Source organism: Massilia sp. (genome assembly GCF_046293535.1).
Lineage (GTDB): Bacteria > Pseudomonadota > Gammaproteobacteria > Burkholderiales > Burkholderiaceae_D > Telluria.
Genome location: NZ_JBKBOV010000011.1, coordinates 41,674 through 64,980, shown reverse-complemented (window position 1 = coordinate 64,980; position 23,307 = coordinate 41,674). Strand labels below are relative to the sequence as shown.

Sequence of the window (23,307 nt, the reverse complement as noted above, 5' to 3'; positions counted from 1 at the left end):
GCCCGGGAAATGCCGGTTCATCGCTTCCGGCTTGCCGAGCCGATAAGGTCTCGGCAGAATGCTGGCCATATCGGCAACAGACACGAACGAGACCGCATGAGCAGCCTGACCCACACCACCCCGGCCCCGGCGCTTGCCGAGCCCTCTATCCTGCCCACGCTGGCGCGCGACATCCGGCTCTCCGCGCTGGTCAGCGCCCTCGCCGCGGTCCTGATCGTGCTCCTGATCGCCAAGCCCGAGACCCTGTTCGAGCAACTGGTGTATTCGCTGTGCATCGGCGTGCCCGGCTTCGCCGTGGTCGACCTGGCGCGCTTGCGCTTCTGGCCCGTGCTGGACGGGCATCCCGGCCGCTGGCTGGCGCTGGTCGGCGTGATGCTGCTGGTCGCGGGGCCGGCGCATTTCACGGGCGTTCACCTGGCCGGCGCGCTGCTCGGCGACACGGTGCCGGGCCTGGCCGAGTATCCAAGCGTGGGCCGGCTCAGCTACGTGGCCTTCACTTTTCTCGGGCTGGTCACCATGAGCCTGCTGGTGGTGCACCGCGAACGCGTGCAAGGCATCGAGCGCGCCCACCACGAAGCGCGGCTTCGCGCCGAAACCATCGAACGCCAGGCCCTGCAGGCGCAGCTGCGCCTGCTGCAGGCCCAGATCGAGCCGCACATGCTGTTCAATACCCTGGCCAACCTGCAGGGCCTGATCGCGATCGATCCGGAGCGCGCCAACGGCATGCTCGACCAGCTGATCCAGTACCTGCGCGCCACGCTGGGCGCGGCGCGCTCGGAAAGCACCACGCTGGCCGAGGAATTCGCCGCCATGGACGCCTACCTGGGCCTGATGCAGGTGCGCATGGGCGCGCGCCTGGCTTACCGGCTCGAGCTGCCGCCCACGCTGCGCCGGGCGAAGTTGCCGCCGATGCTGCTCCAGCCCCTGGTCGAGAACGCGATCGTGCATGGGTTGGAACCGAAGATCGAGGGCGGCGACGTGCGCATCTCGGCCGAGGAGCGCGACGGCCTGCTCGACATCCGCATCCTCGATACCGGCCTGGGCCTCGGCCAGTCCACCCATGGCGGCGGCGGCGTCGGCCTGGCCACCACCCGAGAACGCCTGCGCGTGCTGTACGGCGAACGCGCCGGCGTCCTGCTCGCCCCCGCGGCGCCGCAAGGCACCCTTGTCCGCCTTACCTTACCCCTGGAGACCGCATGAACGTCCGCGCCCTGATTGCAGAAGACGAACCGATCCTGGCCGCGACCCTGGCCCGCCTGCTGACGAACCTGTGGCCGGAACTGGAGATCGTCGCCACCGCCCCCAACGGCGTGGCCGCCGTCGAGCAGGCGCTGGCGACCCGGCCCGACGTGCTGTTCATGGACATCAAGATGCCCGGCCAGACCGGCATCGAGGCGGCCGAGGAGCTGGCCGAGCGCTGGGAGGGGCCTGCGCCGTTCCCGCACGTGGTGTTCGTGACCGCCTACGACGACTACGCCGTGCAGGCCTTCGAACAGGCGGCCGCCGACTACGTGCTCAAACCGGTGAACGAGGCGCGCCTGGCGCGCACCGTCGAGCGCCTGCAGGGCCTGCTGGCGCGCCGCCAGGAGCCGGACGCGGGCGACGCGCTGGCCGAGCTGGTGGGCCGCCTGCAGGCCCTGGTGCCGGCCGCGCCCGGTCCGGAACGCCTCACCATCGTGCGCGCGGCGGTCGGCAACATGGTGCGCATGATCCCGGTCGCCGACGTGGTGTTCTTCCAGGCCACCGACAAGTACGTCAACGTCGCCACGGCGGAGAGCGAAGCCCTGATCCGGGTGCCGCTCAAGGAACTGCTGCCGCAGCTCGATCCGGTGCAGTTCCGCCAGGTCAATCGCAGCACCGTGGTGAACATGGGCTGCGTGGCCAGCGCCGGGCGCGATGCGATGGGCAAGGTAATGCTCAACCTGCGCAACCGGCCCGAGAAGCCGCGGGTGAGTCCGGTGTATGCGCATTTGTTCAGGCAGATGTAGAACCTTCTTCCGCTAGACCTGCAGATCGTGCTCGTCTGGTCCGGCATGGTCGTCGACGCCGGCAGCCCCTTGCGCTCCATCGACATGCCGGCACACGTCTTCCACAAGGTATCGTGCATGCATGCCTATGCAGTCTTGCGGGCGACCGGACGCGAGATCTCATGAGCAAGGAATCGCCGATCCGCTACACTTGCGTCGCCATACTGTTCGCCGTTTCTGTCGATCGCCTGGGGCAGGGTGACAGCTCACCGTTTGGCACGGCTTTTTTGATATCTGCGACGACACTGCTCTTTTCCCAATGGATACGAGAGAAAAGACCGGCGCACAAGCATAAGAGGGCCGCCGACCACGCGCGCCGATGATCTTCGACATTCGCAGCAAGCTGCGGCTCTACAGGAGGTAGAAGTTGAACACTGGGCAGTCTCGATGAGTCGCATGTCGCTTGCCGTGTTTCTCGCCATGAGTGGCACAGCGCATGTATACGCCGCGGAACCAGGCATCATCTCTTCGTTCAGAAGCGCCGCAGCTTCAGAAGCCTCGCGCATCTGGAATGAGGGCGATACCGATATCTATCTGCCGCTGCACACGCACCACCTACGGCACGCCTACAGTCCACAAAGGGTGGCATCCTTCAATGAGGCCACGTTCGGCCTGGGCTATGGCCGTAGCTTCAAGGATGCACAAGGCGGATGGCACGGACTCTATGCGATGGTGTTCAACGATTCGTATCGTAAGCCTGAGCCAGCGATGGGCTATGCCCGGCTTTACCCGCTTGCTCGAGTGGGCGAAGCATCATTGAATGTCGGATACACAGCGTTCATCACGGCACGCCACGATGTGAGGCGCTACCTTCCGATTCCCGGAGCACTTCCGCTGATGTCCGTCGAGGTCGGCCGTTTATCGCTAATGACAACGTTCGCGCCGGGTATACGCAATACCGGTAACCTGTTCTTCATCTTTGGGAAGTACACCTTGCCTTGATGGTCATTCCCGCGATTCTGCGACGCGCATGAGAGCAAAGGACCACTGGCCCGGACCATGCCCTTCCGCCCGTCCTGCGAGCTGTGGCAAGATGGACTTCAGGGCAGAGCGGCACCGCGCGCCCGGCCACCCCGCACCAGCCGCAGCACCGCCCCGACGAGCAGGTGCACGACGAACGCGCAGGCCGCGATGACCGAGGCCACCAGCACCGGCAGTACGGCCCCGAAGCTGAAAGTCATGCCCAGCGCGAAGCCGAGCACGTACTCGGCGCGCCAGGCGCCCGCCAGGATGGCCGTGCCGAAGGCGCCGAAGAAGATCCAGCTCACGGCCGGATGCCCGAAGCTGAAAGCCAGCGCCAATGCGCCGGCCCACACGAAGGCCACGCCGAAGCGGACCCGGACCAGGGTACGAAAGCGTTCCCGGCTGCCCGTTTGCACCAGGGTGGCGGCGCGGCGCTGGATGCGCCCCACCAGGAACCAGACCAGCAAGGGTACGACCAGCAGCCCCCACCAGTTGGAGATGGCGGGCAGTTCCGGATTGTTCAGCAGATGGTGCGCCGGCACCCCGCCATGGCTGAATTCCCAGCCGAGGTGGAGGACTTCGGCGCCGAAGGCGCAGGTGGCGAGGATGAGGCGGGACTGCAGGTCAGGACGAGCGAACATGGCACGCTTCCTTTGCGGTGGGCCTGGCGATGGACGGAATGTCCGGCCGGCCAGTGTAGCAAGCTTGGAGCCCTTGTCACAATGTCAAACGGGTAGACTGTGCTTGAGGCGACTCAATCGAGCAAGCGAAGCGCCTCGGACGTCGACAGGATCGTGGCGTATTCCCCGGCGAGGTTCGCCAGCGACATCGCATGCACCTCGTCGGCGCTGCGCAGCGCCCCCGCATGGTCGCGGCGAGCGAAGGTGAAACAGGCGTCCGCCGCCACGCTCACCTGAAAGCCGAGATTGCCGGCGCTGCGCACGCTGCATTCCACCGAGATGTTGGTGCTGACCCCGGCGACCACCAGGCGTTCGATGCCGCGCACCCGCAGCCAGCGTTCCAGGCCCGAGAGGATGAAGGCATCCGGCACGTTTTTCTCGACCACGTGCTCGCCCGGACGCGGCGCGAACACCGGCTGGAAACCGGCGCCGGGTTGCCCGGGAGCGAAGCCCGAGCCTGGTGAGCGCGAGATGTGGCGCACGTGGACCACGGGCGCCGCGCGCGAGCGCCATGCGTCCAGCAGCGTATCGATGTTGGCCTCGGCCTGCGGGTTGTTGCGGGCGCCGGCGTCCGGGCTGGCCATGCATTGCTGCATGTCGATGATCAGGAGGGCGGGATGGTCGGGGCGCATGGCTGCTCGGGTCGATGGCAATGCCATCATGGTAACCCAGCCGGTGGCGGCCGGCCGCCTTTTGGTACACTAGCGCCTTTCCGATCTACCTGAGGCTTGACGATGGCGCAACCGCTGGAGCTTCGCGCATGCGCTCTGCAATTCCTGCTCGAAACCGACCCCGCCGCCAAGTGCGCGGGCGTGGCGGCGATGTGCGCCGCACAGCGCGCAGGCGACTGGCGCGTCGACATCGATGCCGCGCTGGCCGCGCCCGCCGGCATTCCCGGCCGTCCGGCCCGGCCCGAACTGGTGCCGCCGCGCCTGGTCGGACGGCGCTCGATGGCCACCGTGGAGGGCCGCGCCATGCTGGTCCACGCGCTTGCCCACATCGAATTCAACGCGGTCAACCTGGCGCTCGACGCCCTGTGGCGCTTCCCCGGCATGCCGCCGGCCTACTATACCGATTGGCTGCGGGTGGCGAGCGAGGAAGCGCTGCATTTCAATATGCTGTGCGCCCACCTGGCCACACTCGGCTACGCCTACGGCGACTTCCCGGGCCACGACAGCCTGTGGGAGATGGTGGAAAAAACCCGTGGCGACGTGCTGGCGCGCATGGCCCTGGTGCCGCGCACGCTCGAAGCGCGCGGGCTCGACGCGATCCCGCCGTTGCGCGCCAAGCTGGCCCAGGCCGGCGACGCGGCCGCCGCCGCCATCCTCGACGTGCTCCTGCGCGACGAGGTCGGCCACGTCGAGATCGGCAACCGCTGGTACCTGCACTTGTGCGCCCTGCGCGGGCTCGACCCGGTGCCGACCTATGGCGAGCTGACCGTGCGCTACAAGGCGCCGGTGCTGAAGGGGCCCTTCAACATCGAGGCGCGGCGCCAGGCCGGCTTCAGCGAGGCGGAGCTGGCGCGTTTCACCTAGCCCCCATGGACACCGCATCCTTCCAGGGCTTCCTGCTGACCCGCCACTGGCGCGACCTCGATGGCGGCGTCGAGGTCGAATTCTGGGTCGCCACCGAACACGGGCCGCGCCGCGTGCGCCTGCCGGCGCAGACGCCGGTCGCCTTTCTCCCGCTCGAGCAGCGCGAAGCGGCCGAACTGGCGCTGCACGGCGAAAGGAAGGGCTGGGAGCTGCGCGAATTGTCACTGTGCGACTTCCACCACCGTCCGGTGCTCGGCCTGTACTGCCGCCAGTACCGCCAGCTGCTGCGGCTGGAAAAGCGCCTGCGCGAGTTCGGCGTCGCCGTCTACGAGGCCGACGTGCGCCCGCCCGAACGCTACCTGATGGAGCGCTTCATCACCGCGCCGGTCGTGGTGCACGGCAGGCCGGACCCGCGCGATCCGGCGCTGGTCCTCGACGCCCAGCTGAAGCCGGACGGCGACTACCGCCCGCACTTGCGCCTCGCTTCCCTCGACATCGAGACCAACCAGCACGGCGAACTGTATTGCATCGGCCTGGAGGGCTGCGGGCAGCGCCAGGTCTACATGCTGGGCGAGCCGAACGGGGAGCCGCGCGAGCTGGACTTCCGGCTCGACTACTGCGCCAGCCGCGCCGAGCTGCTCGAGCGGCTGGAAGCGTGGATCCGCGAGCACGACCCGGACGCCATCATCGGCTGGAACGTGATCCAGTTCGACCTGCGCATGCTGGTGCAGGCCGCGGAACGCCTGGGGCGTCCCTTGCGCCTGGGCCGCGACGGCAGCGCCATCGAGACCCGCGAGCACGGGCGCTCGGAGCACTATTTCGTGTCGATCGCGGGCCGCCTGGTCATCGACGGCATCGAGGCGCTGCGCTCGGCCACCTACAGCTTTCCCTCCTTCAGCCTGGAGTCGGTGTCGCAAAGCCTGCTGGGCGAAGGCAAGGCGATCGACAATCCCTACAGCCGGATGGACGAGATCAACCGCATGTTTGCCGAGGACAAGCCGGCGCTGGCCTTCTACAACCTGAAGGACTGCGAACTGGTCACCCGCATCTTCGAGAAGACCGAGTTGATCCGCTTCCTGCTGGAGCGGGCCAGCGTCACCGGCCTGGCGGTGGACCGCAGCGGCGGCTCGGTGGCGGCCTTCGAGCACCGCTACATGCCGCTGATGCACCGCCAGGGTTTCGTCGCGCCCAACATCGGCGACGTGGCGGCGGGCGACAGCCCCGGCGGCTTCGTGATGGATTCGCGCTCGGGGCTGTACGACTCGGTGGTGGTGCTGGACTACAAGAGCCTGTATCCCTCGATCATCCGTACTTTCCTGATCGACCCGGTCGGGCTGGTGGCTGGCCTGGCCGAGCCGGAGGAGCGTACCGTGCCGGGCTTTCGCGGCGGACGCTTCTCGCGCACCAAACACTGCCTGCCGGGCATCGTGCGCGACGTGTGGGAGGGGCGCGAAGCGGCCAAGCGCGCGCGCAACGCGCCGCTGTCGCAGTCGCTCAAGATCATCATGAACGCCTTCTACGGCGTGCTCGGCACGACTGCCTGCCGCTTCTTCGACCCGCGCCTGGCGTCCTCGATCACCATGCGCGGCCACGAGATCATGCACCGGACCCGCGCGCTGATCGAGGAACAGGGCTACGGCGTGATCTACGGCGACACCGACTCGACCTTCGTCTGGCTCGGCCGGGCGCACGGGCGGGAGCAAGCGGAGCGCATCGGGCAGGCGCTGGTCGATCACGTCAACGGCTGGTGGCGCGAGCACCTGGAGGCGCAGTACGGGCTGGCCTCACACCTGGAGCTGGAATTCGACACCCATTACGCGCGCTTCCTGATGCCCACCGTGCGCGGTTCCGACGAAGGCAGCAAGAAGCGCTACGCCGGCCTGGTGCTGCACGCGGACGGCAGCGAGGAGATGGTGTACAAGGGCCTGGAGACGGTGCGCACCGACTGGTCGCCGCTGGCGCAGCAGTTCCAGCAGGAGCTCTACCTGCGCATCTTCAAGGGCGAGCCCTACGAAGCCTGGGTAGGCGACTACGTGGCGCGCACGCTGCGCGGCGAACTGGACGAACTGCTGGTCTACCGCAAGCGCCTTCGCCGCCCGCTCGACGAGTACGAGCGCAACGTGCCGCCACATGTCCGGGCCGCGCGCATGGCCGACGATTTCCATACCGCCCAGGGACGGCCGGCGCAATACCGGCGCGGCGGCTGGATCCGCTACGTGATGACCACCGCGGGGCCGGAGCCGCTGGAACTGCGCCGCGCGCCGATCGACTACGAGCATTACCTCACCAAGCAGCTCGAACCGATTGCGGATGCGATCCTGCCTTTTCTCGGCGACAGCTTCACGCGCCTGACCAGCCCGCAGGGCGCGCTGTTCTAGGGTTTGGCAGTGGTAGGGTGGGCGGAGAATCCGCCCACCCTACGAAAAACTTCACTCTTCCTGGAACGCCTCTTCGCGCTTCTTGCGCAGCGCCGGCAGCGTCACGATGATCAGCGCGATGGCCGCCATCGCCAGCATGGTGGCGCTGATCGGGCTGCGCAGGAACACCATCGGGTCGCTGTGCGAGAGCAGCAGCGCGCGGCGCAGGTATTCCTCCATCATCGGGCCGATGATGTAGCCGAGCAGCATGGGCGCCGGTTCCGCGCCCAGCTTGGCGCAGATGTAGCCGAACAGGCCGAACAGGGCCATGAGCCAGATGTCGAACTCGTTGTTGTTCAGGCTGAACACCCCGATCGCGCAGAACATCAGGATCGCCGGATACAGGCGGTGGTAGGGGACCAGGATCATCTTGACCCACAGGCCGATCATCGGCAGGTTCAGCACCACCAGGAACAGGTTGCCGAACCACATCGACACGATCAGGCCCCAGAACAGTGCCGGCTGCTCGGACATCACGGCCGGACCCGGCTGGATGCCCTGGATGATCATCGCGCCGATCATCAGCGCCATCACCGGATTGGACGGAATGCCGAGGGTCAGCATCGGGATGAACGAGGTCTGGGCGCCGGCGTTGTTGGCCGCTTCCGGCGCCGCCACGCCCTCGATGGCGCCCTTGCCGAAGTTCTTGGCGTTGGGCGAGACCTTCTTCTCGATCGAGTAGGCCGAGAACGAGGCCAGCATGGCGCCGCCGCCGGGCAGGATGCCCAGCGCCGAGCCGAGGAAGGTGCCGCGCAGGACCGGCGCCAGGATGCGCTTGAAGTCGTCCTTGCTCAGCATCAGGCCCTGGACCTTCTTCATCAGGACGTTGCGGTCTTCGCCGTGCTCGAGGTTGCGGATGATCTCGCCGATGCCGAACATGCCCATCGCGACGATCACGAAGTTGATGCCGTCGGCCAGTTCCGGCTTGTCGAAGGTGTAGCGCTGCGCGCCCGAGTTGACGTCGGTGCCGATCAGGCCGAGCAGCAGACCGAGGATCACCATGCCGATCGCGTTGAGCAGAGAACCGCTGGCCAGCACCACCGAGGCCACCAGGCCCAGCACCATCAGCGAGAAATACTCGGCCGGGCCGAATTTCAGCGCCAGGTCGGCCAGCGGCGGCGCGAACAGGGCCAGCAGGATGGTGGCCACCGTGCCGGCGAAGAAGGAGCCGATCGCCGCGGTGGCGAGCGCCTTGCCGGCCTGGCCGTTCCTGGCCATCTTGTAGCCGTCCAGGGCGGTCACGACCGAGGACGATTCGCCGGGCAGATTGACCAGGATCGCGGTGGTCGAGCCGCCGTACTGGGCGCCGTAGTAGATACCCGCCAGCATGATCAGCGCCGACACCGGCGGCAGGCCGAAGGTCGCCGGCAGCAGCATGGCGATGGTGGCGATCGGGCCCAGGCCCGGCAGCACGCCGACCGCGGTGCCGACAAAAACGCCGATCAGGCAGTAGAACAGGTTGGTCAGGGTGAAGGCCGTTTCCAGGCCCAGTCCCAGGTTGGTGAAGATCTCCATGTCTTACATCCCTCCCAGCCAGGGTCCGACGACCGGCATCGGCAGGCCGAGCAACTTGACGAACAGCAGCACGGCGAAGATGGACAGGCCGACCGCGAGCAGAAGCGAGCCCTTCAGGCTGAACTGCTTGCTGGCGAAGGAGCTGAGCATGACCAGCACGAAGGCGGCGGCGGCCAGGCCGGCCCCGCGCATCAGGACGCCGAACAGGATCACCGCGCCCAGGATGATGACGATGTCCTTGATGTGGAAGGTGCCGATCGCGTCATGCGCCTCGGAGCGGCGGCCGATGAAGGCGCGGATGATGCCGGCCAGGCCCACGACGGACAGCAGGCCGCCCAGGACGGTCGGGAAATAGCCCGGACCCATGCGGCCAGCGCTGCCCATTTCGTTGTCCCCGATGAGGACGATGGCGGCGATGCCGAAACACAGGAAGATAATGCCGATCCAGAAATTCTTCGGATGGCGGACGATGGAAGCCACTGCGAACCCCTTGTTGCTTGTTGTTGTGTGATAACGAAACGGCTGCGCGGGACGCATCCCCGCGCAGCCGGCCGCGTCCGTGCTGCGCGGTCAGTCGGCGTACTGGCCGGCCTTGGTGATGATCGGGCCCCAGCGGTCGATCTCGGCTTTCAGGTGGGTACGCAGGGCTTCCGGCGTAGCGCGCTTGTCCGCCACCGGCTCGGTGCCGAGGTCGGCGAAGCGCTGCTTGACGGTCGGGTCTTTCAGTGCGGTGCGCAGGGCGTTCGACAGGGTGTCGATGACCGGCTTCGGCGTGCCCTTCGGCGCATACATGCCGTGCCACACGGCCACTTCGAAGCCCGGCAGGCCGGCTTCGCTCATGGTCGGCACGTTCGGCATCGAGGCCAGGCGCCCCTTGGTGGTCACGCCGTAGACCTTGACCTTGCCGCTCTTGATCTGGCTGGTGGTGTTGGTGGTCTGGTCGCACATCAGGTCGACCTGGCCGCCCAGCATGTCGTTCATGGCCGGGCCGGTGCCCTTGTAGGGAACGGTGGTCAGGTCGACGCCGATGGCGGTCTGGAACAGCATGCCGCACAGGTGCGAGGCCGAACCCAGGCCGGCATTGGCATAGGTGACCTTGCTCTTGTTGGCCTTCACGTAGGCCAGCAGTTCCTTGAAGTCCTTGGCCGGGAAGTCCTTCTTGGCGATCAGGGTCATCGGCACGTCGGTGACCAGGCCGATCGGTTCGAAGTCGCCCATCGCGTTGTAGCTCAGCTTGCGGTACAGGGCCGGCGCGGTCGAGTGGCCGATGTGGTGCAGGAAGATGGTGTAGCCGTCGGGAGCGGCCTTGGCCACGCGCGCCGCACCGATGGTGCCGCCGGCGCCGCCGACGTTCTCGATGATGATCTGCTGCTTCAGGGTGTTGCCCATCGACTGGGCCACCAGGCGCGCCACGGTGTCGGTCGGTCCGCCGGCGGCGAAGGGCACGATCATGGTGATGGTCTTGGTGGGGTAGTTCTGGGCGTGCGCTGCGAACGCCGCGCCGACCAGGGCGATGGCCGCGACGCTGCGCAGGAAGGTGGTTTTCATGGTGTCGTCCTCTAAACTCGTTGAGCCAGGTTTTTAGTATGGGCGATGCAGGAACACACTCGAGAAGCCGGGACGCAGGCCACAAGCCGGCAGGCCTGCGCACGCCGAGCATGTGCATACGCAGGCTTTGTTGTACCAGTAAATAGACGGGTTAGCAACTACGTGGAAACCCGTAGAGCATGGCGGAACAGTAGTTGTTCGTTAGGAAATGACCCCCTATCTAGCCTGGGCCGGCTCCGGCACCGGTATCTCGTGTTCGCCCAGCAGCAGCTTGTCCGGGGTGATCGGGGTGCCGCGCAGGCGCCTGCCGGTGGCGTGGAAGATCGCGTTGCTGATCGCCGCCGCCACCGACACGATGCCGATTTCGCCCACGCCCTTGGCGCCGAGCTGCTCGCTGACGATGCGGTCCTCCTCGTCCGCGAAGATCACCTCGATATCGTGCACGTCCGCGTTCACCGCCACGTGGTATTCGGCGTAGTTGTGGTTCATGAAGCGCCCGAAGCGGTGGTCGGTGAAGCTTTCCTCGTGCAGCGCCTGGCTGATTCCCCACACCACGCCGCCGACCACCTGGCTGGCGGCGGTCTTGGCGCTGATGATGCGGCCGGCCGCCACGGCGCTCACCACGCGCGTCACGCGCACGATGCCGAGCTTCTCGTTGACCCGCACCTCGCAGAACACGGCCGAGTGCACGGCGCGGGTGTACTTGCGCTGCTTGAGCAGCGAGGGCTTCATGAAGAACTTTTCCTCGACCCGGTCGACGCCGGCCGCATCGAGCACCTCGCGCAGCTGCACCGCGGTCTCGCTCCGGTTGCGCAGGCGTACGGTGCCGTCGGCGAATTCCAGGTCCTGGGTGCGCGCCCTGGCGAGCGGCGAACCAGGCATGTTCTTCGCCATCTTGATCAGGGTTTTTTTCAGCTTGTCGCAGGCGCCCTGCACGCCGCCGCCGACCGTCGTCACGTGCGAGGAGCCCCCCTCGACCGGCGCGAAGGGCAGGGTCGAGTCGCCCAGCTGGAAAGTGACCCGTTCCATGGGCAGGCCCAGCGCTTCCGCCGCGATCATCGACATGACCGTATAGGTGCCGGTGCCGATGTCCGAGGCCGCGCTGCTCACCACCAGGCGTCCGTCCGCATGCAGCACGGCGCTGACCCGGGCCAGCATCACCAGGGAATCCCACATGCCGGTGGCCATGCCCCAGCCGACCAGCTCCTCGCCGTCGCGCATCGAACGCGGTTCGATCGGCCTGTCTTGCCAGCCGAAGCGTGCGGCCCCCTTGTCGTAGCACTGGCTCAGCTCCTTGGTCGAATAAGGCTTGTCCTCGAGCGGATTGCGGTCGGCATAGTTCAGGCGCCGGAATTCCAGCGGGTCCATGCGCAGCTTGTAGGCCAGTTCGTCCATCGCCACCTCCAGGGCGTGCATGCCGTGCGCCGCGCCGGGAGCGCGCATGTCGATCGGCGAATGGCGGTCGTGGGCCACCAGCTTGTAGCCCAGCTTGATGTTGTCGCAGGCGTACAGCTGGCCCGACCAGTTGACCACCACCTCGACATAGTCTTCCAGGCGCGAGGTCTCGTGGATGGCCTCGTGCACGATGGCCTGCAGCTTGCCCTCGCTGTTGGCGGCCAGCTTGACCTTCTGCCAGGTCTCGGGGCGGTGCCCGAAGCTGAACATCTGCTGGCGCGTCAAGACCACCCGCACCGAGCATTTGAGCTTGAGCGCCGCCATCACCGCCAGTGGCAACTGGTACTGGGGGCGCAGGCCGGACCCGAAGGCGCCGCCCACGTAGGGGTTGCGCACCGTGACCTTCTCCTTCTTGATCCCGAAGGCGCGCGACACGTACCAGCGGTTGTTCTGCGAGCTCTGGGTCTTCTCGTAGATGGTCAGGTGGCCGTCCTCGCCATACACCACGGTGGTGGCGTGCATCTCCATCGGGTTGTGGTGCTCGACGCCGTGGTAGAACTGCGATTCGATCCTGACCTCGGCCTGTTCATAGGCCTTGTCGGCGTCGCCCGTGGAGCTGGGCGGCGTGAAGCCGGCCTTCAGGGCGCGCGGCTTGTAGGCCTGGTCGAGCGAGGCCAGCAGGTTGGTCTCGTGCGCTTCCTCCTCGTAGCCGACCTCCACCAGCCGGGCCGCGTGGCGCGCCGCCTCGAAGGTGTCGGCGATCACCAGGGCCACAGGCTGGCCGCTGTAGAAGATGCGGTCGCTGAACAGGGGGCGGAAGGGCGAGCCGCCCGGGGCCGTCATGTCCTTGTAGGCCAGGTCCCAGGAACGGACCTTGGGCCGGTTCAGGTGGGTGAGCACCTCCACCACGCCGGGGGTGGCCAGGGCGGCGCGGGTATCGATGCGCGTGATGCGCCCGCGGGCGATGGTGCCGCTCACCACCACGCCGTAGCGCAGGTCCGCGGCCTCGTGTTCGGCCGCGTATTTGGCCGCTCCCGTCACCTTGGCGCGGCCGTCGACGCGCGATACCGGCATGCCGCTGCGGACCCGGCCGGTGCCCTCGGGCGCGCTCGGGGTGCGCAGTTCTGGAATCAGGTCGCTCATGTGCGTTCTCCTCGCTGTTCTCCGCTCGCGTACCGGGTGCCGCGCGCGGCGGTGCTCAAGGCCTGCTCGATGGCATTGCGCGCCAGCGTGAGCTTGTAGTCGTTCTGGCCGTAGCCCCGCGCGCCGCGCAGCACGATGTCGGCGGCGGCGCCGAAGGCCTCCAGGCCGGGCGTCTTGCCTTCGAGCGAAGCCTCGGCTTCCTCGACCCGCCACGGCTTGTGGGCGACGCCGCCCAGCGCGATGCGCGCGGCGCGGATTTTTCCGTCCTTGCCGCCTTCGAGGTCGAGCGCGGCGGCCACCGACACCAGCGCGAACGCATAGGAGAGGCGCTCGCGCACCTTCAGGTAGGTAGAGTGACCGGCGAAGCGGACCGCCTCGGGCAGCGTGATGTGGGTGAGCAGCTCGCCCGGTTCGAGCGTAGTGTCGAGCTCGGGGTGCTCGCCCGGCAGGCGGTGGAAGTCGGCGAACGGGATCTGGCGCTCGCCGTTCTGGGAGCGCACGTGGACCACGGCGTCGAGGGCGCGCAGGGCCACGCACATGTCGGACGGGTGGGTGGCGATGCAGTGCTCGCTGGTGCCGAGGATCGCGTGCAGGCGGTTCAAGCCGTCCTTGGCTGGGCAGCCGCTGCCCGGCTCGCGCTTGTTGCAGGGCGTGCCGACGTCGTAGAAGTAGTAGCAGCGGGTGCGCTGCAGCAGGTTGCCGCCGTTGGTGGCCATGTTGCGCAGCTGCGGCGAGGCGCCGGCCAGGATCGCGGCGCTCAGCAGCGGGTAGCGTTCGCGCACCAGCGGGTGGTAGGCGGTGTCGGCGTTGCGGGCCAGGGCGCCCAGGCGCAGGCCGCCGCCGTCCGCTTCTTCCACCTGGTCGAGTCCGAGGCCGTTGATGTCGACCAGCTCGCCAGGCTGCATCACGCCTTCCTTCATCAGGTCGAGCAGGTTGGTGCCGCCCGCGATCGGACGCACGCCCGGCATTGCCAGGCGGGCCAGCGCGGCGTCCACGTCGCTGGCCTGGGTAAAGGTGAACGGGTTCATGCGAGCACCGGACCGGTCGTGAAGGGCTTTTCGCCTTCGCCGGGCTTGCCCTCGATCCCCATCACCTGCATCACCGCCTGGGTGATCTGGGGGTAGGCGCCGCAGCGGCACAGGTTGCCGCTCATGAGTTCGCGCACGTCGTCGACGCTCCTGGCCTGGCCCTCGGCGATCAGCCCGGCCGCGGAACACAACTGGCCGGGAGTGCAGTAGCCGCACTGGAAGGCGTCGCACTCGATGAAGGCCTGCTGCAGCGGATGCAGTTCCTCGCCCTTGGCCAGCCCCTCGACCGTGGTCACCTCGTGGCCGTTGTGCATCACCGCCAGGCTCAGGCAGGAATTGATGCGCTTGCCGTCCAGTAATACCGTGCAGGCGCCGCATTGCCCGTGGTCGCATCCTTTCTTGGTGCCGGTGAGGCCCGCGCGTTCGCGCAGCAGGTCGAGCAGCGTCACCCAGGCGCCGACCGCAAATTCGCGGTCCTGGCCATTGATGCGCAGCCGGATCGGGTATTCCTGGTAGTGGTCCATGGCCGTCCTTTCGTGTGCGAAGCTGCTACCTTAACCGCCGGCCCGATCCCGTTCGGTTAGTTCACACACGTAGATTCGCGCGCGAGCGCTTCAATCGATGGTCAAGGTACGGGCCTGCGGGTCGACCATGCGCAGCATGCGCAGCACGGCATCGGTGCTCACCGTGTCGATTTTCCCGGCCATGCGGCGCTCGAAGGGATGGTCGTCGAAGGCGACGTTGGCCCGGAACATGCGCGCGCCCAGGCGCACCGCCGCCGGCACCTCGACCGTGGGCGGCTGGTAACCGATCGAACGCAGCCATGTCTGCGCCTCCGCCCGGGTTTCGACCTGCCCGGGCGGGGCCGCGGCGGCGGCCAGCAGTTCGAGCACCCACTGGTTCGAGTTCTGGTACCTGGTCGCGTACACATACGACAGCATGTTGTAGTTCGGCTCGTGCAGGCGGAGCAGCGTGCGGGCGGCCGCCAGTTGCGCCAGCCTGGCCTGCAACTCGGGGCCGGGAATTGCCAGCTGGGCTTCGTGGCGGTACAGGTCGGTGAGGAAGAAGTTGCCCATGCCCTCGTCGTACAGGCTCGAGACCGCGCTGCCGCAGTCGTTCAGCGCGTGCACGACGGTCCAGCGGCCTTTCGGATGGTCGCGCACCGCGATTCCCATGTGCGAATAGCGCAGGCGGTAGCGGCTCAGGTCCTGGCCGGCGCGCGCGACCAGGGCGACCCGGGCGCCGCTGGCCTCCAGGGCCTGCACGGTGCGCTGGGCCAGGTCCATCGACAGCACGACTTCGTGCGCGGCCAGCGGACGCTCCTCGCAGGACTGGCCGGCCCGGCTTGGCGCGGCCGCGGCCAATGCCAGCAGGGCGGCGGCGACCAGACGCAGGCTCATGAGCCTGCCCTCGAATGGTGCAGCAGGGCCTTGCCGGCCTCGTTCGGGAGGAAGGCCAGGGCCTTGCCCGACATCACCAGCACGTAGCCGGTCGACGCCGTCACCACCTCCAGGGCGCTGCCGGCGGCGAGCGAAACGCCGGCGGCGCCCCGGCCGGACAGGCGCAGCGTGGCGCGGCTGGCGTCGGCCGCGCTCTCGAGCACCACTTCGAGGCCGTCACCGACCGTCCTGACGCTGGCCACCACGACGCTGCCCGTTGCGGCCAGGGTCAGGATGGAGCCGCCGACGACGACGCCGGACAGGTTGGCGCCGGCATGCGACAGTTCCGACTGGCCGGCATGGCCCGCGTGAGCGGCTGCTTGGCCGGCGCTGCAGGCCAGGCCGAGCAGGGCAAGGAGGACGAGACGTTTCATGTTGATCTCCGGTATGAAGGTGGACGCATCGTGCTGGACCGCCGGGCTGCGCGCAAGCACGGCGCGCGCAGTAGCGCCGGCCGGGCTTTCCGGTATCGGGCGGCGATACCGGGGCCTGCTCGAGTCGGGCCGGAACGTTGTGGCTGCGCGCCCGGTCCAATTCCCATCGGGGTGCGGGAGATGCGCGATGGCGGCCGATGATGGGGAAGCGGGGCGGAGCGTCCGGATCGGCGCCGAACTGTGGCAGGTGCTGGGCCGGCACCGCTGGCGCATCGTGGCGGCGGTCGTGCTGCTGCTGGTGGCCAAGCTGGCCACCGTTGCGGTGCCGCTGCTGCTCAAGCGGATCATCGACGCCTTTTCGCAAGTAAACCTGCCGGCGACCTTGCCGCTGTACCTGCTGGTGGGCTACGCGCTGCTGCGCTTCTCGTCCACCCTGTTCAACGAGTGGCGCGATCTGCTGTTCGTGCGGGTGACCCTGGCGGCGGTCTCGGCCTACGCGCAGAAGACCTTCTCCCACCTGCACGCGCTGGGGCCGCGTTTCCACGCGCAGCGCAAGCTCGGCAGCCTGCTGCCCGACATCGACCGCGGCACCAGCGGCATCGCCTTCCTGCTCGGGGTCGGCCTGTTCACGATCGTGCCGACCCTGGTCGAGATCGGGTTGGTGCTGGCGATCATGCTGAGCCGCTATGCGGCGGGTTTCGCCGGCATCATCCTGGCGACCTTCCTGGTCTACGCCGGCTTCACGCTGGTGTTCACGGCGCGCCGCGTGGTCTACCAGCGGCGCGTCAACAAGCTCGACTCCACCGCCAAGGGACGGCTGGCGGACAGCCTGATCAATTACGACACGGTCAAGTATTTCAGCGGCGAGGCGCGCGAGGCCGAACGCTTCGCCGCCATCATGGACGACTGGCGCGAGGCCGGCCGCGCCAACCAGCGCGCCCTGTTCACCCTGCACGTGGGGCAGAGCGCGGTCATCGCCCTGGGCGTGGCCGCCATCATGGTGCTGGCCGGCCAGGCCGTGCTGGCCCGCAGCATGGGCGTGGGCGACCTGGTCCTGATCAATGCCTACGCGCTGCAGGTCTGCCTGCCGCTGAACGCGCTCGGCTTCGTCTACCGCGAAGCGCGCGACGCCTGGGTGAACGCCGAGCGCCTGTTCGAATTGCTGCGCGAGCGTCCCGAGATCCCCGATCCGCCCGGCGCGCCGCCCTTGCGTCCCAGTCGCGGCGAAGTCGTGTTCGAACACGTCAGCTTCCACTACGAAGCGGCGCGCCCGGTGCTGGTCGACGTCAGCCTGCGCATCGCGCCGGGAACCACCCTGGCGGTGGTCGGGCGCAGCGGTTCGGGCAAGTCGACGCTGGCGCGCCTTCTGCTGCGCTACTACGACCCGGCCAGTGGCCGCATCCTGGTGGACGGCCAGGACATCCGCCAGTGCCAGGCGGCCAGCGTGCGCATGGCGATCGGCGTGGTGCCGCAGGAGACGGCGCTGTTCAACGACACCATCGGCAACAACATCGCCTATGGACGCAGCGGCAGCACGCGCGAGGACGTGGTGGCCGCCTGCCGCGCCGCTCACCTGGACGAGGTGATCGATTCGCTGCCGGCCAAGTACGACACCCCGGTGGGCGAGCGCGGAGTGAACCTGTCGGGCGGGGAAAAGCAGCGCATCGCGATTGCTCGCGCGGTGCTCAAGGATCCGCCCATCCTGATCTTCGACGAGGCCACCTCGGCGCTCGACGCCGACTCGGAACACGCGATCACGCGCGAACTCGACCGGCTGTCGCGGGACCGCACCACCCTGGTGATCGCGCACCGCCTGTCGACCATCGTGGGCGCGCACAGCATCGTGGTGATGGACCGCGGCCGCATCGTCGAGCAGGGCAGCCACGCCGAACTGCTGCGCCGCAAGGGGGCGTATGCGCGGCTGTGGCTGCTGCAGCAGCGCATGGACAAGGATGCGGGGCGCTGAGATGCCGATACAAGCAGCTCGCGGCCGCAAGACCGTCGCCCCGGCGAAGGCCGGGGCCCAGGTTTGCGTGCAATGCCGTGAAACTGAAGCAGTAGGCCGCGCAATGGAACTGGTCCCGGCCTGCGCCCACTGCTGTCCGGGATAATTTCATCTAGCCGGAAATCGTCGTTCCCGCGTAGGCGGGAACCCAATTTTGGGTGAAATATCCTGGCCTGCGATAGCGGCCCGCAACAGGATTGGGTTCCGGCCTTCGCCGGAAGTCGTAGGCGCCAGTGGCGCGTACGACGAGTTAAGTGCTTAAAGTTTGCTTGTTGGATACGCTTACACCGCCGCCGTTTCCCTAAACCCCTATTAATGTAGAGTTAGCGATTATCCCGGACAGCAGTGGGCCTGCGCCGGGACGACGTGCAAGCGCTATGGCTTATTCAGGCCAAACCGCTGGTCACGGCCCCCGAAACACAATCGTCTTGTTCCCATGCAGGAAAACCCGGCGCTCGATGTGGAACTTCACCGCCGCGGCCAGCGCCATGCATTCGTTGTCGCGACCCACGCGCACCAGCTGCTCGGGACGGAAGTTGTGGTCGACCCGGGTGACGATCTGCTCGATGATCGGGCCTTCGTCCAGGTCCGGCGTCACGTAGTGGGCGGTGGCGCCGATCAGCTTGACGCCGCGGTCGAAAGCCTGGTGGTAGGGCTTGGCGCCCTTGAAGCCGGGCAGGAAGGAGTGGTGGATGTTGATGCAGCGGCCCGTCAGCCGGCGCGCCAGCTCGTCGGACAGGATCTGCATGTAGCGCGCCAGGATCACCAGCTCGGCGCCGGTCTCCTCGACCACTTCCAGCAGCCGCGCTTCCTGCTGGGCCTTGTTTTCCCTGGTCACCGGCAGGAAGATGAAGCGGATCCCTTCGCGCTCGACCATGGGACGCAGGTCGAGGTGGTTCGACACCACCGCCATGATCGACATGTTCAGTTCGCCGTTGCGGCGGCGGTAGAGCAGATCGTCGAGGCAGTGGTCGTCCTTCGACACCATGATCACGGTCTTGACCGGGACCAAAGGGTCGTGGATCTTCCATTGCATCTGGAGCCGGGCGGCGCAGCCTTCGCCGAATTGCTCGCGAATGTTCTCGATGCTCGGCGAGCCGGCCTGCAGCCGGAACACGGCACGCATGTAGAAGCGCTCGGTGGAATCATCGTCGAACTGTTCCAGCGCGCAGATGTAGCAGTCGCGCTCGGCCAGGAAAGTGGCGACGGCGGCGACGATGCCGATGCCGGCGCGGCAGCTGGCATTGAGGATGTATTCGGTCGCGTGCGGCGGCCGGGCGCGTTCGTTCGGAGTCGAGTTCGGGGTCATGCGTTCGTCCTGTTCTTGCGGCGATGGAGCGGTAGGTAGTGTGGCGCCTGCGCTGTTGCGGACGGCATGGCCGGCAGTGCGAGGGGTGGCCGCATGCCGGGGGACGCCGCCGTGCAAGCCTTGTGGACGATGCAGACGTTGTTATTCTATCAGCATGGCGGATGCGGGCTGCGCCGTCAAGAAGCGCACGTCTGCCCAGGGAGCAGCGCCAGCGCCACCGCGTCGACCAGGTCCTGCGGCGGCAAGGGCTTGTTCAGCACACGCACATTGGCCGCCACCGGCCCGACTTCGGCGCCGTAGCCGGTCACGACCAGGGCCGGCAGCCCGGGATGGCGCGCGCGCAAGCCGGCGATCAGGCTGGCGCCGGTCATGCCCGGCATGCGGAAATCGGTGACGAGCATGTCGACGCCCCCGGCGCTGCCGATGGCCAGCGCAACGTTCGGATCGACCACCGCCGTCACCCGGTAGCCGGCCCGTTCCAGGTAGCGCTTGAAGACGTACACGATGGCCTCTTCGTCGTCGACCAGAAGGATGTGCTTCGCCCTCATGGCTCGCGTCAGCCCTCGTGGGTGAAGCCCGTTGCCGGGTTCACGCGTTTCTCGACCTTCAGGGCCAGATGCCCGCCGTCGATCCCGCCCCGCCAGTGGCGGATGATCGGGTCGCCGAGCGGCAGGCATTCCCGTTCGTCCTTGCTGCTGCCCGTTGTCATGCGCCTCCCTGTTCAAGACGAAGGCTCGCGCCCATGTGTGAATTATATAACAGAGGCAATTTTACAAGTCCAGAAATGACGAGATCGCGGCCTCCCCCGGGCTTGCCCCGGTTACTCGCGGAACAGGTGGGTGAAGGTCCGGCTCACCGCCAGTTTTTCGGCGCAGCCGCGCAGCAGCACCTGCATGCGTTCGGCATCGAGCCGCTCGACGGCCGCGATGGCGCCGACGTTCACCAGGGTGGCGCGGTGGATCTGCCAGAAGCGGTCGCGGTCGAGCCCTCCCAGCAGGTCCTTCAGCGGGATGCGCACCAGCGCTTCCGAATCCGGCAGCACCACCCGGGTGTACTTGGTGTCGGACTGGAAGAACAGCACCTCGTCGACGTCGATCAGGCGGATCTGCTTGCCGACCGTGGCCTTGATCCACTTCATCTTCTCGGTGCGGGCGCCGGGCAGGGCGGTCTTGAGGTGGCGCAGCAGGTCGCCCAGGTCGGCCGGCGGCTGCTTCAGCTTGGCGCGGATGCGGGCGAGCGCCCGTTCCATGCGGTCTTGCTGCACCGGCTTGAGCAGGTAGTCGACCGCGCCGGCATCGAAGGCTTCGACCGCATACTGGTCGTAGGCGGTGACGAAGACCACGTGGGCACCGTCACCGATGCGCTCGGCCACTTCCAGCCCGGACAGGCCGGGCATGCGGATATCCAGGAACACGACTTCCGGCTCGTGCTCGAGAAAGCCGTCCCAGGCATCGTTGCCGTTCTCGGCCTGCAGCACCACCTCGGCCTCGGGCCAGCATGTGGCCAGCATCCCGGCCAGGCGCTCGCGCATCAAGGGTTCGTCTTCGGCGATCAGGACGCGGGTCATGCGCTCTCCTTGCTGGACGGGGGAATCGAGAGTTCGGCGACCAGGCCCGGCTCGGCGTCGCGCAGCGCCAGGCCGGCGCGTTCGCCGTAGGCCAGTTCGAGCCGGCGCCGCACGTTCTCCAGGCCGGCGCCATTGCCCGGCGTGGCGCTCATCCCGACGCCGCCGTCGTGGACGCGGATGCGCACGCTGTCGCCATCCGCTTCGGCGCTCACGCGGATCCGGCCACCGCGCAGGGAGGGTTCGATGCCGTGCTTGATCGCGTTCTCCACCAGCGTCAGCACGATCATGCTCGGCACCTCGCGCTGAGCCAGCGCGTCGGGCAGGTCCAGTTCGAAGCGCAAGCGGGCGCCCATGCGCGCCTGCATCACGCGCAGGTAGGCGTCGATGGTGGCGAATTCGCTTTTCAGGCAGACCTGCTCGCAGCGCATGTCGCTGAAGCTGGCGCGCAGGAAGGCGATCAGGTCGGCCGTGAGCGCGGCGGCGCGCGGCGCGCCGTCGGCGGCAAGTTGCTGCACCGCGCCCAGCGTGTTGAACAGGAAGTGCGGCTCGATCTGGGCGCGCAGCATGCGCAGTTTCGATTCGCTCAGTTCGCGCGCCAGGCGTTCGCGCTCGGCGTCGCGCTGCAGCTGTTCCATGAGCGCGGCGTGCTGGCGGCGGCGGTACAGCCCCAGCATCAGCAGCGGGACGCCGGCCAGCACCCCGACCAGCGCCACCAATGGGACGATGCGCATCAGCTTGGGCATCTGCTCGGCCAAAGGCCGCGCGTCGCCCAGCGCAAGGCCGACGAATGCGCCTGCCACGCCGCACAGCACGCCGATCATGAAGCGGCGCACGTTCATGGAAGCCTGGCCGGAATTGAACCAGACACCGATGGCGCCCGCGAGCAGGCCGAATCCGGCCATGTTGGCCGCGACGATCGGGGCGATCCAGGTGCCCTTGCCGAGGATCAGCTCCATCAGCACGCCAATCAGCGTGAAGACGGCGGCGAGCTTGGCGATCGCGAGCCAGAGACGCCGGCCGCGGTAGGTCAGCGAGAAGTCGAGCAACTGCCGGCGGTCCACCGGCGACATCGCCGCGATGTTGTCCGCGAGCTTGCGCCGGTAGCCCGGCGCCACCTGCGCAGCCAGCTCCGGCCGCTCCAGGATGGCCAGGTGTTCACGTTCGAGGTCCTGGTACCAGTCGATGATCTTGCGCCACATGCTGTTCTCCTTGCTGTTCAATATAAGGCAATGTGGCAAGTCTAGGAAAGCCGTCCATGGCGTGAAAGTGCGGGGCGACGAACGACGAGGGTGGGACGACGAACGACGAACGACGAGGCGCCCGGCGGCGTGCTACCATCCCCGGTTTTCATTCGCCCGACATCATGCAGTTCGCATATCGCCACGACATCCGCGCCATGCGCCCGGCCGACCTCGACGCCATCCTCGCCGTGCAGGCGGCCTGCTATCCGCCCGCGATGCAGGAAGCGGCCGGGGTGGTGCTGGCGCGCATGGCGCAAGCCGGCGACAGCTGCGTCCTGGCAGAAGACGGGGAAGGGGTGTGCGCCTACCTGTTCGCCTACCCGAGCAGGCTGGGCAAGGTGACGCCGCTGGGCGCGCAGTTCGACCCTGCCGCGCACGCCGACACGCTCTACCTGCACGACCTGGCGGTGGCGCCGCGTGCGCACGGCCGCGCCCTGGCCCGCAGCCTGGTCGGCCACCTGCTGGCGCAGGCGCGCCGGCAGGGATTGAGCTCGTCGGCGCTGGTGTCGGTGCAGGACACCGCCGCCTTCTGGTCGCGCCTCGGCTACCGGGCAGCCGAGGCGCAAGGGCCGGCGGCGCGCGCCGCCCTGGCCAGCTATCCGGGCCAGGCGCGCTACATGGTGCGCGCCCTCGACCCCGACATTACTGGACCCGGCGCACCTTCGCCGAACTGTTAGTTCCTTCCACCTTCAGGAACAGGGTGCCGAACACGTTGCGCTCGATGCTGACCCTGGGGTTGCGCATCGGCGCCAGCACGGCTTCGCTGCCGTCGACGATGCGCCAGACCTGGCCGTTGGCGAGGCGGATCTGCGAAGACGGGCCCCAGCCCTGGAAGTCGCCGGCGATGGTCGAGCTGATCGACTGCGGCTCCGATTCGCGCTGCTTCTTCGCTTCGATGCCGAAGTTCTCTTCCCTGCTGCGGGCCGGGGCCGCCGCCGGCGCGGCCGCCACCTGCGGCCGGGCGCCGACCTGGATCGCGTCGTAGCAGGCCAGGCGCGCGCCGGTGTCGGCGAGCGTGCGGCATTTGAGTATGGAAGCATCGTCGGCCAGTGCGGCGCCGGACAGCAGCAGCAGGGAGAGGGGCAGGGCTTTCATCGTCATCCTTTGGTGTGGTTACGCAA

General features: G+C 67.7%; 23 protein-coding genes. 7 read left to right on the top strand and 16 right to left on the bottom strand.

From position 1 onward, the window contains the following. Positions 1 to 96 precede the first annotated feature (96 nt). The 3 genes from ACK4S9_RS08745 (at position 97) to pagP (ending at position 2,969) form a co-directional block, all read left to right on the top strand. The gene (locus tag ACK4S9_RS08745; protein WP_409724281.1) at positions 97 to 1,200 is read left to right on the top strand and encodes a sensor histidine kinase; all 1,104 of its coding nucleotides are present in this window, start codon (positions 97 to 99) and stop codon (positions 1,198 to 1,200) included. Further along, the gene (locus tag ACK4S9_RS08740; RefSeq protein WP_409724279.1) at positions 1,197 to 1,988 is read left to right on the top strand and encodes a LytR/AlgR family response regulator transcription factor; all 792 of its coding nucleotides are present in this window, start codon (positions 1,197 to 1,199) and stop codon (positions 1,986 to 1,988) included. The genes ACK4S9_RS08745 and ACK4S9_RS08740 overlap by 4 nt, the downstream gene beginning before the upstream one ends. Positions 1,989 to 2,423: 435 nt before the next feature. After that, positions 2,424 to 2,969, top strand: coding sequence for a lipid IV(A) palmitoyltransferase PagP (gene pagP, locus ACK4S9_RS08735; protein ID WP_409724275.1), 546 nt, complete (start codon positions 2,424 to 2,426; stop codon positions 2,967 to 2,969). A 98-nt stretch (positions 2,970 to 3,067) separates the two neighbouring features. On the opposite strand, the gene ACK4S9_RS08730 is transcribed toward pagP, so the two are convergent. Both ACK4S9_RS08730 and ACK4S9_RS08725 read right to left on the bottom strand, forming a co-directional pair. Then, positions 3,068 to 3,631 (bottom strand): hypothetical protein, encoded by a 564-nt coding sequence (locus tag ACK4S9_RS08730; RefSeq protein WP_409724272.1) that lies wholly within the window; start codon positions 3,629 to 3,631, stop codon positions 3,068 to 3,070. Between the two features lie 113 nt (positions 3,632 to 3,744). Continuing rightward, positions 3,745 to 4,302 (bottom strand): cysteine hydrolase family protein, encoded by a 558-nt coding sequence (locus tag ACK4S9_RS08725; protein WP_409724269.1) that lies wholly within the window; start codon positions 4,300 to 4,302, stop codon positions 3,745 to 3,747. A 102-nt stretch (positions 4,303 to 4,404) separates the two neighbouring features. Here ACK4S9_RS08725 and ACK4S9_RS08720 point away from each other — a divergent pair, with 102 nt between their 5' ends. Both ACK4S9_RS08720 and ACK4S9_RS08715 read left to right on the top strand, forming a co-directional pair. Beyond that, the gene (locus ACK4S9_RS08720) at positions 4,405 to 5,205 is read left to right on the top strand and encodes a ferritin-like domain-containing protein (protein WP_409724266.1); all 801 of its coding nucleotides are present in this window, start codon (positions 4,405 to 4,407) and stop codon (positions 5,203 to 5,205) included. A gap of 5 nt (positions 5,206 to 5,210) precedes the next feature. Further along, positions 5,211 to 7,583 carry a DNA polymerase II gene (locus tag ACK4S9_RS08715; protein ID WP_409724263.1) on the top strand — a complete coding sequence of 791 codons (2,373 nt, stop codon included), beginning with the start codon at positions 5,211 to 5,213 and terminating at the stop codon, positions 7,581 to 7,583. 51 nt (positions 7,584 to 7,634) lie between these two features. On the opposite strand, the gene ACK4S9_RS08710 is transcribed toward ACK4S9_RS08715, so the two are convergent. From ACK4S9_RS08710 to ACK4S9_RS08675, 8 genes are all read right to left on the bottom strand, one after another. Further along, positions 7,635 to 9,137, bottom strand: coding sequence for a tripartite tricarboxylate transporter permease (locus tag ACK4S9_RS08710; RefSeq protein WP_409724260.1), 1,503 nt, complete (start codon positions 9,135 to 9,137; stop codon positions 7,635 to 7,637). A gap of 3 nt (positions 9,138 to 9,140) precedes the next feature. Continuing rightward, complete coding sequence (locus ACK4S9_RS08705; protein ID WP_409724257.1) at positions 9,141 to 9,617, bottom strand: tripartite tricarboxylate transporter TctB family protein; 477 nt, start codon at positions 9,615 to 9,617, stop codon at positions 9,141 to 9,143. Positions 9,618 to 9,707: 90 nt separating this feature from the next. Further along, on the bottom strand, positions 9,708 to 10,685 hold the full coding sequence (locus ACK4S9_RS08700) for a tripartite tricarboxylate transporter substrate binding protein BugD (protein WP_409724255.1): 978 nt from the start codon (positions 10,683 to 10,685) through the stop codon (positions 9,708 to 9,710). A 216-nt stretch (positions 10,686 to 10,901) separates the two neighbouring features. Next, positions 10,902 to 13,223 (bottom strand): xanthine dehydrogenase family protein molybdopterin-binding subunit, encoded by a 2,322-nt coding sequence (locus ACK4S9_RS08695; RefSeq protein WP_409724252.1) that lies wholly within the window; start codon positions 13,221 to 13,223, stop codon positions 10,902 to 10,904. Then, positions 13,220 to 14,251 carry an FAD binding domain-containing protein gene (locus tag ACK4S9_RS08690; RefSeq protein WP_409724249.1) on the bottom strand — a complete coding sequence of 344 codons (1,032 nt, stop codon included), beginning with the start codon at positions 14,249 to 14,251 and terminating at the stop codon, positions 13,220 to 13,222. The genes ACK4S9_RS08695 and ACK4S9_RS08690 overlap by 4 nt, the downstream gene beginning before the upstream one ends. Next, positions 14,248 to 14,775: a (2Fe-2S)-binding protein gene (locus tag ACK4S9_RS08685; protein WP_409724246.1), complete on the bottom strand. Its 528-nt coding sequence runs from the start codon at positions 14,773 to 14,775 to the stop codon at positions 14,248 to 14,250. Before ACK4S9_RS08685 ends, ACK4S9_RS08690 begins: the two co-directional genes overlap by 4 nt. A gap of 90 nt (positions 14,776 to 14,865) precedes the next feature. Next, entirely contained in the window at positions 14,866 to 15,651 is a 786-nt protein-coding gene (locus tag ACK4S9_RS08680) for a DUF2145 domain-containing protein (protein ID WP_409724244.1), read from the bottom strand. After that, a complete protein-coding gene (locus ACK4S9_RS08675; protein WP_409724241.1) occupies positions 15,648 to 16,064 on the bottom strand; it encodes a hypothetical protein in 417 nt (138 codons plus the stop codon). The genes ACK4S9_RS08680 and ACK4S9_RS08675 overlap by 4 nt, the downstream gene beginning before the upstream one ends. Positions 16,065 to 16,251: 187 nt before the next feature. Between ACK4S9_RS08675 and ACK4S9_RS08670 the strand changes: the two genes are divergently transcribed. Next, the gene (locus tag ACK4S9_RS08670) at positions 16,252 to 18,030 is read left to right on the top strand and encodes an ABCB family ABC transporter ATP-binding protein/permease (RefSeq protein ID WP_409724238.1); all 1,779 of its coding nucleotides are present in this window, start codon (positions 16,252 to 16,254) and stop codon (positions 18,028 to 18,030) included. 442 nt (positions 18,031 to 18,472) lie between these two features. On the opposite strand, the gene purU is transcribed toward ACK4S9_RS08670, so the two are convergent. The 5 genes from purU to ACK4S9_RS08645 form a co-directional block, all read right to left on the bottom strand. Beyond that, positions 18,473 to 19,378, bottom strand: a complete 906-nt coding sequence (gene purU / locus ACK4S9_RS08665) for a formyltetrahydrofolate deformylase (protein WP_409724235.1) — start codon at positions 19,376 to 19,378, stop codon at positions 18,473 to 18,475. Positions 19,379 to 19,554: 176 nt separating this feature from the next. Beyond that, complete coding sequence (locus ACK4S9_RS08660; protein WP_409724232.1) at positions 19,555 to 19,926, bottom strand: response regulator; 372 nt, start codon at positions 19,924 to 19,926, stop codon at positions 19,555 to 19,557. 8 nt (positions 19,927 to 19,934) lie between these two features. Then, the gene (locus ACK4S9_RS08655) at positions 19,935 to 20,087 is read right to left on the bottom strand and encodes a hypothetical protein (RefSeq protein ID WP_409724229.1); all 153 of its coding nucleotides are present in this window, start codon (positions 20,085 to 20,087) and stop codon (positions 19,935 to 19,937) included. A 111-nt stretch (positions 20,088 to 20,198) separates the two neighbouring features. Then, the gene (locus ACK4S9_RS08650; RefSeq protein WP_409724226.1) at positions 20,199 to 20,945 is read right to left on the bottom strand and encodes a LytR/AlgR family response regulator transcription factor; all 747 of its coding nucleotides are present in this window, start codon (positions 20,943 to 20,945) and stop codon (positions 20,199 to 20,201) included. After that, positions 20,942 to 22,144, bottom strand: coding sequence for a sensor histidine kinase (locus ACK4S9_RS08645; RefSeq protein WP_409724223.1), 1,203 nt, complete (start codon positions 22,142 to 22,144; stop codon positions 20,942 to 20,944). The genes ACK4S9_RS08650 and ACK4S9_RS08645 overlap by 4 nt, the downstream gene beginning before the upstream one ends. A 164-nt stretch (positions 22,145 to 22,308) precedes the next feature. On the opposite strand from ACK4S9_RS08645, the gene ACK4S9_RS08640 reads away from it, so the two are divergent. Then, the gene (locus tag ACK4S9_RS08640) at positions 22,309 to 22,863 is read left to right on the top strand and encodes a GNAT family N-acetyltransferase (RefSeq protein WP_409724220.1); all 555 of its coding nucleotides are present in this window, start codon (positions 22,309 to 22,311) and stop codon (positions 22,861 to 22,863) included. Here the strand turns inward: ACK4S9_RS08640 and ACK4S9_RS08635 are convergent. After that, positions 22,829 to 23,281, bottom strand: a complete 453-nt coding sequence (locus ACK4S9_RS08635; protein WP_409724217.1) for a hypothetical protein — start codon at positions 23,279 to 23,281, stop codon at positions 22,829 to 22,831. The genes ACK4S9_RS08640 and ACK4S9_RS08635 overlap by 35 nt on opposite strands. Between the last annotated feature and the right edge of the window lie 26 nt (positions 23,282 to 23,307).

Coding starts and splice junctions, on each gene's coding strand:
- ACK4S9_RS08745 (WP_409724281.1), top strand. CDS start 97: ATGAGCAGCCTGACCCACACCACCCCGGCCCCGGCGCTTGCCGAGCCC.
- ACK4S9_RS08740 (WP_409724279.1), top strand. CDS start 1,197: ATGAACGTCCGCGCCCTGATTGCAGAAGACGAACCGATCCTGGCCGCG.
- pagP (WP_409724275.1), top strand. CDS start 2,424: ATGTCGCTTGCCGTGTTTCTCGCCATGAGTGGCACAGCGCATGTATAC.
- ACK4S9_RS08730 (WP_409724272.1), bottom strand. CDS start 3,631: ATGTTCGCTCGTCCTGACCTGCAGTCCCGCCTCATCCTCGCCACCTGC.
- ACK4S9_RS08725 (WP_409724269.1), bottom strand. CDS start 4,302: ATGCGCCCCGACCATCCCGCCCTCCTGATCATCGACATGCAGCAATGC.
- ACK4S9_RS08720 (WP_409724266.1), top strand. CDS start 4,405: ATGGCGCAACCGCTGGAGCTTCGCGCATGCGCTCTGCAATTCCTGCTC.
- ACK4S9_RS08715 (WP_409724263.1), top strand. CDS start 5,211: ATGGACACCGCATCCTTCCAGGGCTTCCTGCTGACCCGCCACTGGCGC.
- ACK4S9_RS08710 (WP_409724260.1), bottom strand. CDS start 9,137: ATGGAGATCTTCACCAACCTGGGACTGGGCCTGGAAACGGCCTTCACC.
- ACK4S9_RS08700 (WP_409724255.1), bottom strand. CDS start 10,685: ATGAAAACCACCTTCCTGCGCAGCGTCGCGGCCATCGCCCTGGTCGGC.
- ACK4S9_RS08695 (WP_409724252.1), bottom strand. CDS start 13,223: ATGAGCGACCTGATTCCAGAACTGCGCACCCCGAGCGCGCCCGAGGGC.
- ACK4S9_RS08690 (WP_409724249.1), bottom strand. CDS start 14,251: ATGAACCCGTTCACCTTTACCCAGGCCAGCGACGTGGACGCCGCGCTG.
- ACK4S9_RS08685 (WP_409724246.1), bottom strand. CDS start 14,775: ATGGACCACTACCAGGAATACCCGATCCGGCTGCGCATCAATGGCCAG.
- ACK4S9_RS08680 (WP_409724244.1), bottom strand. CDS start 15,651: ATGAGCCTGCGTCTGGTCGCCGCCGCCCTGCTGGCATTGGCCGCGGCC.
- ACK4S9_RS08675 (WP_409724241.1), bottom strand. CDS start 16,064: ATGAAACGTCTCGTCCTCCTTGCCCTGCTCGGCCTGGCCTGCAGCGCC.
- ACK4S9_RS08670 (WP_409724238.1), top strand. CDS start 16,252: ATGGCGGCCGATGATGGGGAAGCGGGGCGGAGCGTCCGGATCGGCGCC.
- purU (WP_409724235.1), bottom strand. CDS start 19,378: ATGACCCCGAACTCGACTCCGAACGAACGCGCCCGGCCGCCGCACGCG.
- ACK4S9_RS08660 (WP_409724232.1), bottom strand. CDS start 19,926: ATGAGGGCGAAGCACATCCTTCTGGTCGACGACGAAGAGGCCATCGTG.
- ACK4S9_RS08655 (WP_409724229.1), bottom strand. CDS start 20,087: ATGACAACGGGCAGCAGCAAGGACGAACGGGAATGCCTGCCGCTCGGC.
- ACK4S9_RS08650 (WP_409724226.1), bottom strand. CDS start 20,945: ATGACCCGCGTCCTGATCGCCGAAGACGAACCCTTGATGCGCGAGCGC.
- ACK4S9_RS08645 (WP_409724223.1), bottom strand. CDS start 22,144: ATGTGGCGCAAGATCATCGACTGGTACCAGGACCTCGAACGTGAACAC.
- ACK4S9_RS08640 (WP_409724220.1), top strand. CDS start 22,309: ATGCAGTTCGCATATCGCCACGACATCCGCGCCATGCGCCCGGCCGAC.
- ACK4S9_RS08635 (WP_409724217.1), bottom strand. CDS start 23,281: ATGAAAGCCCTGCCCCTCTCCCTGCTGCTGCTGTCCGGCGCCGCACTG.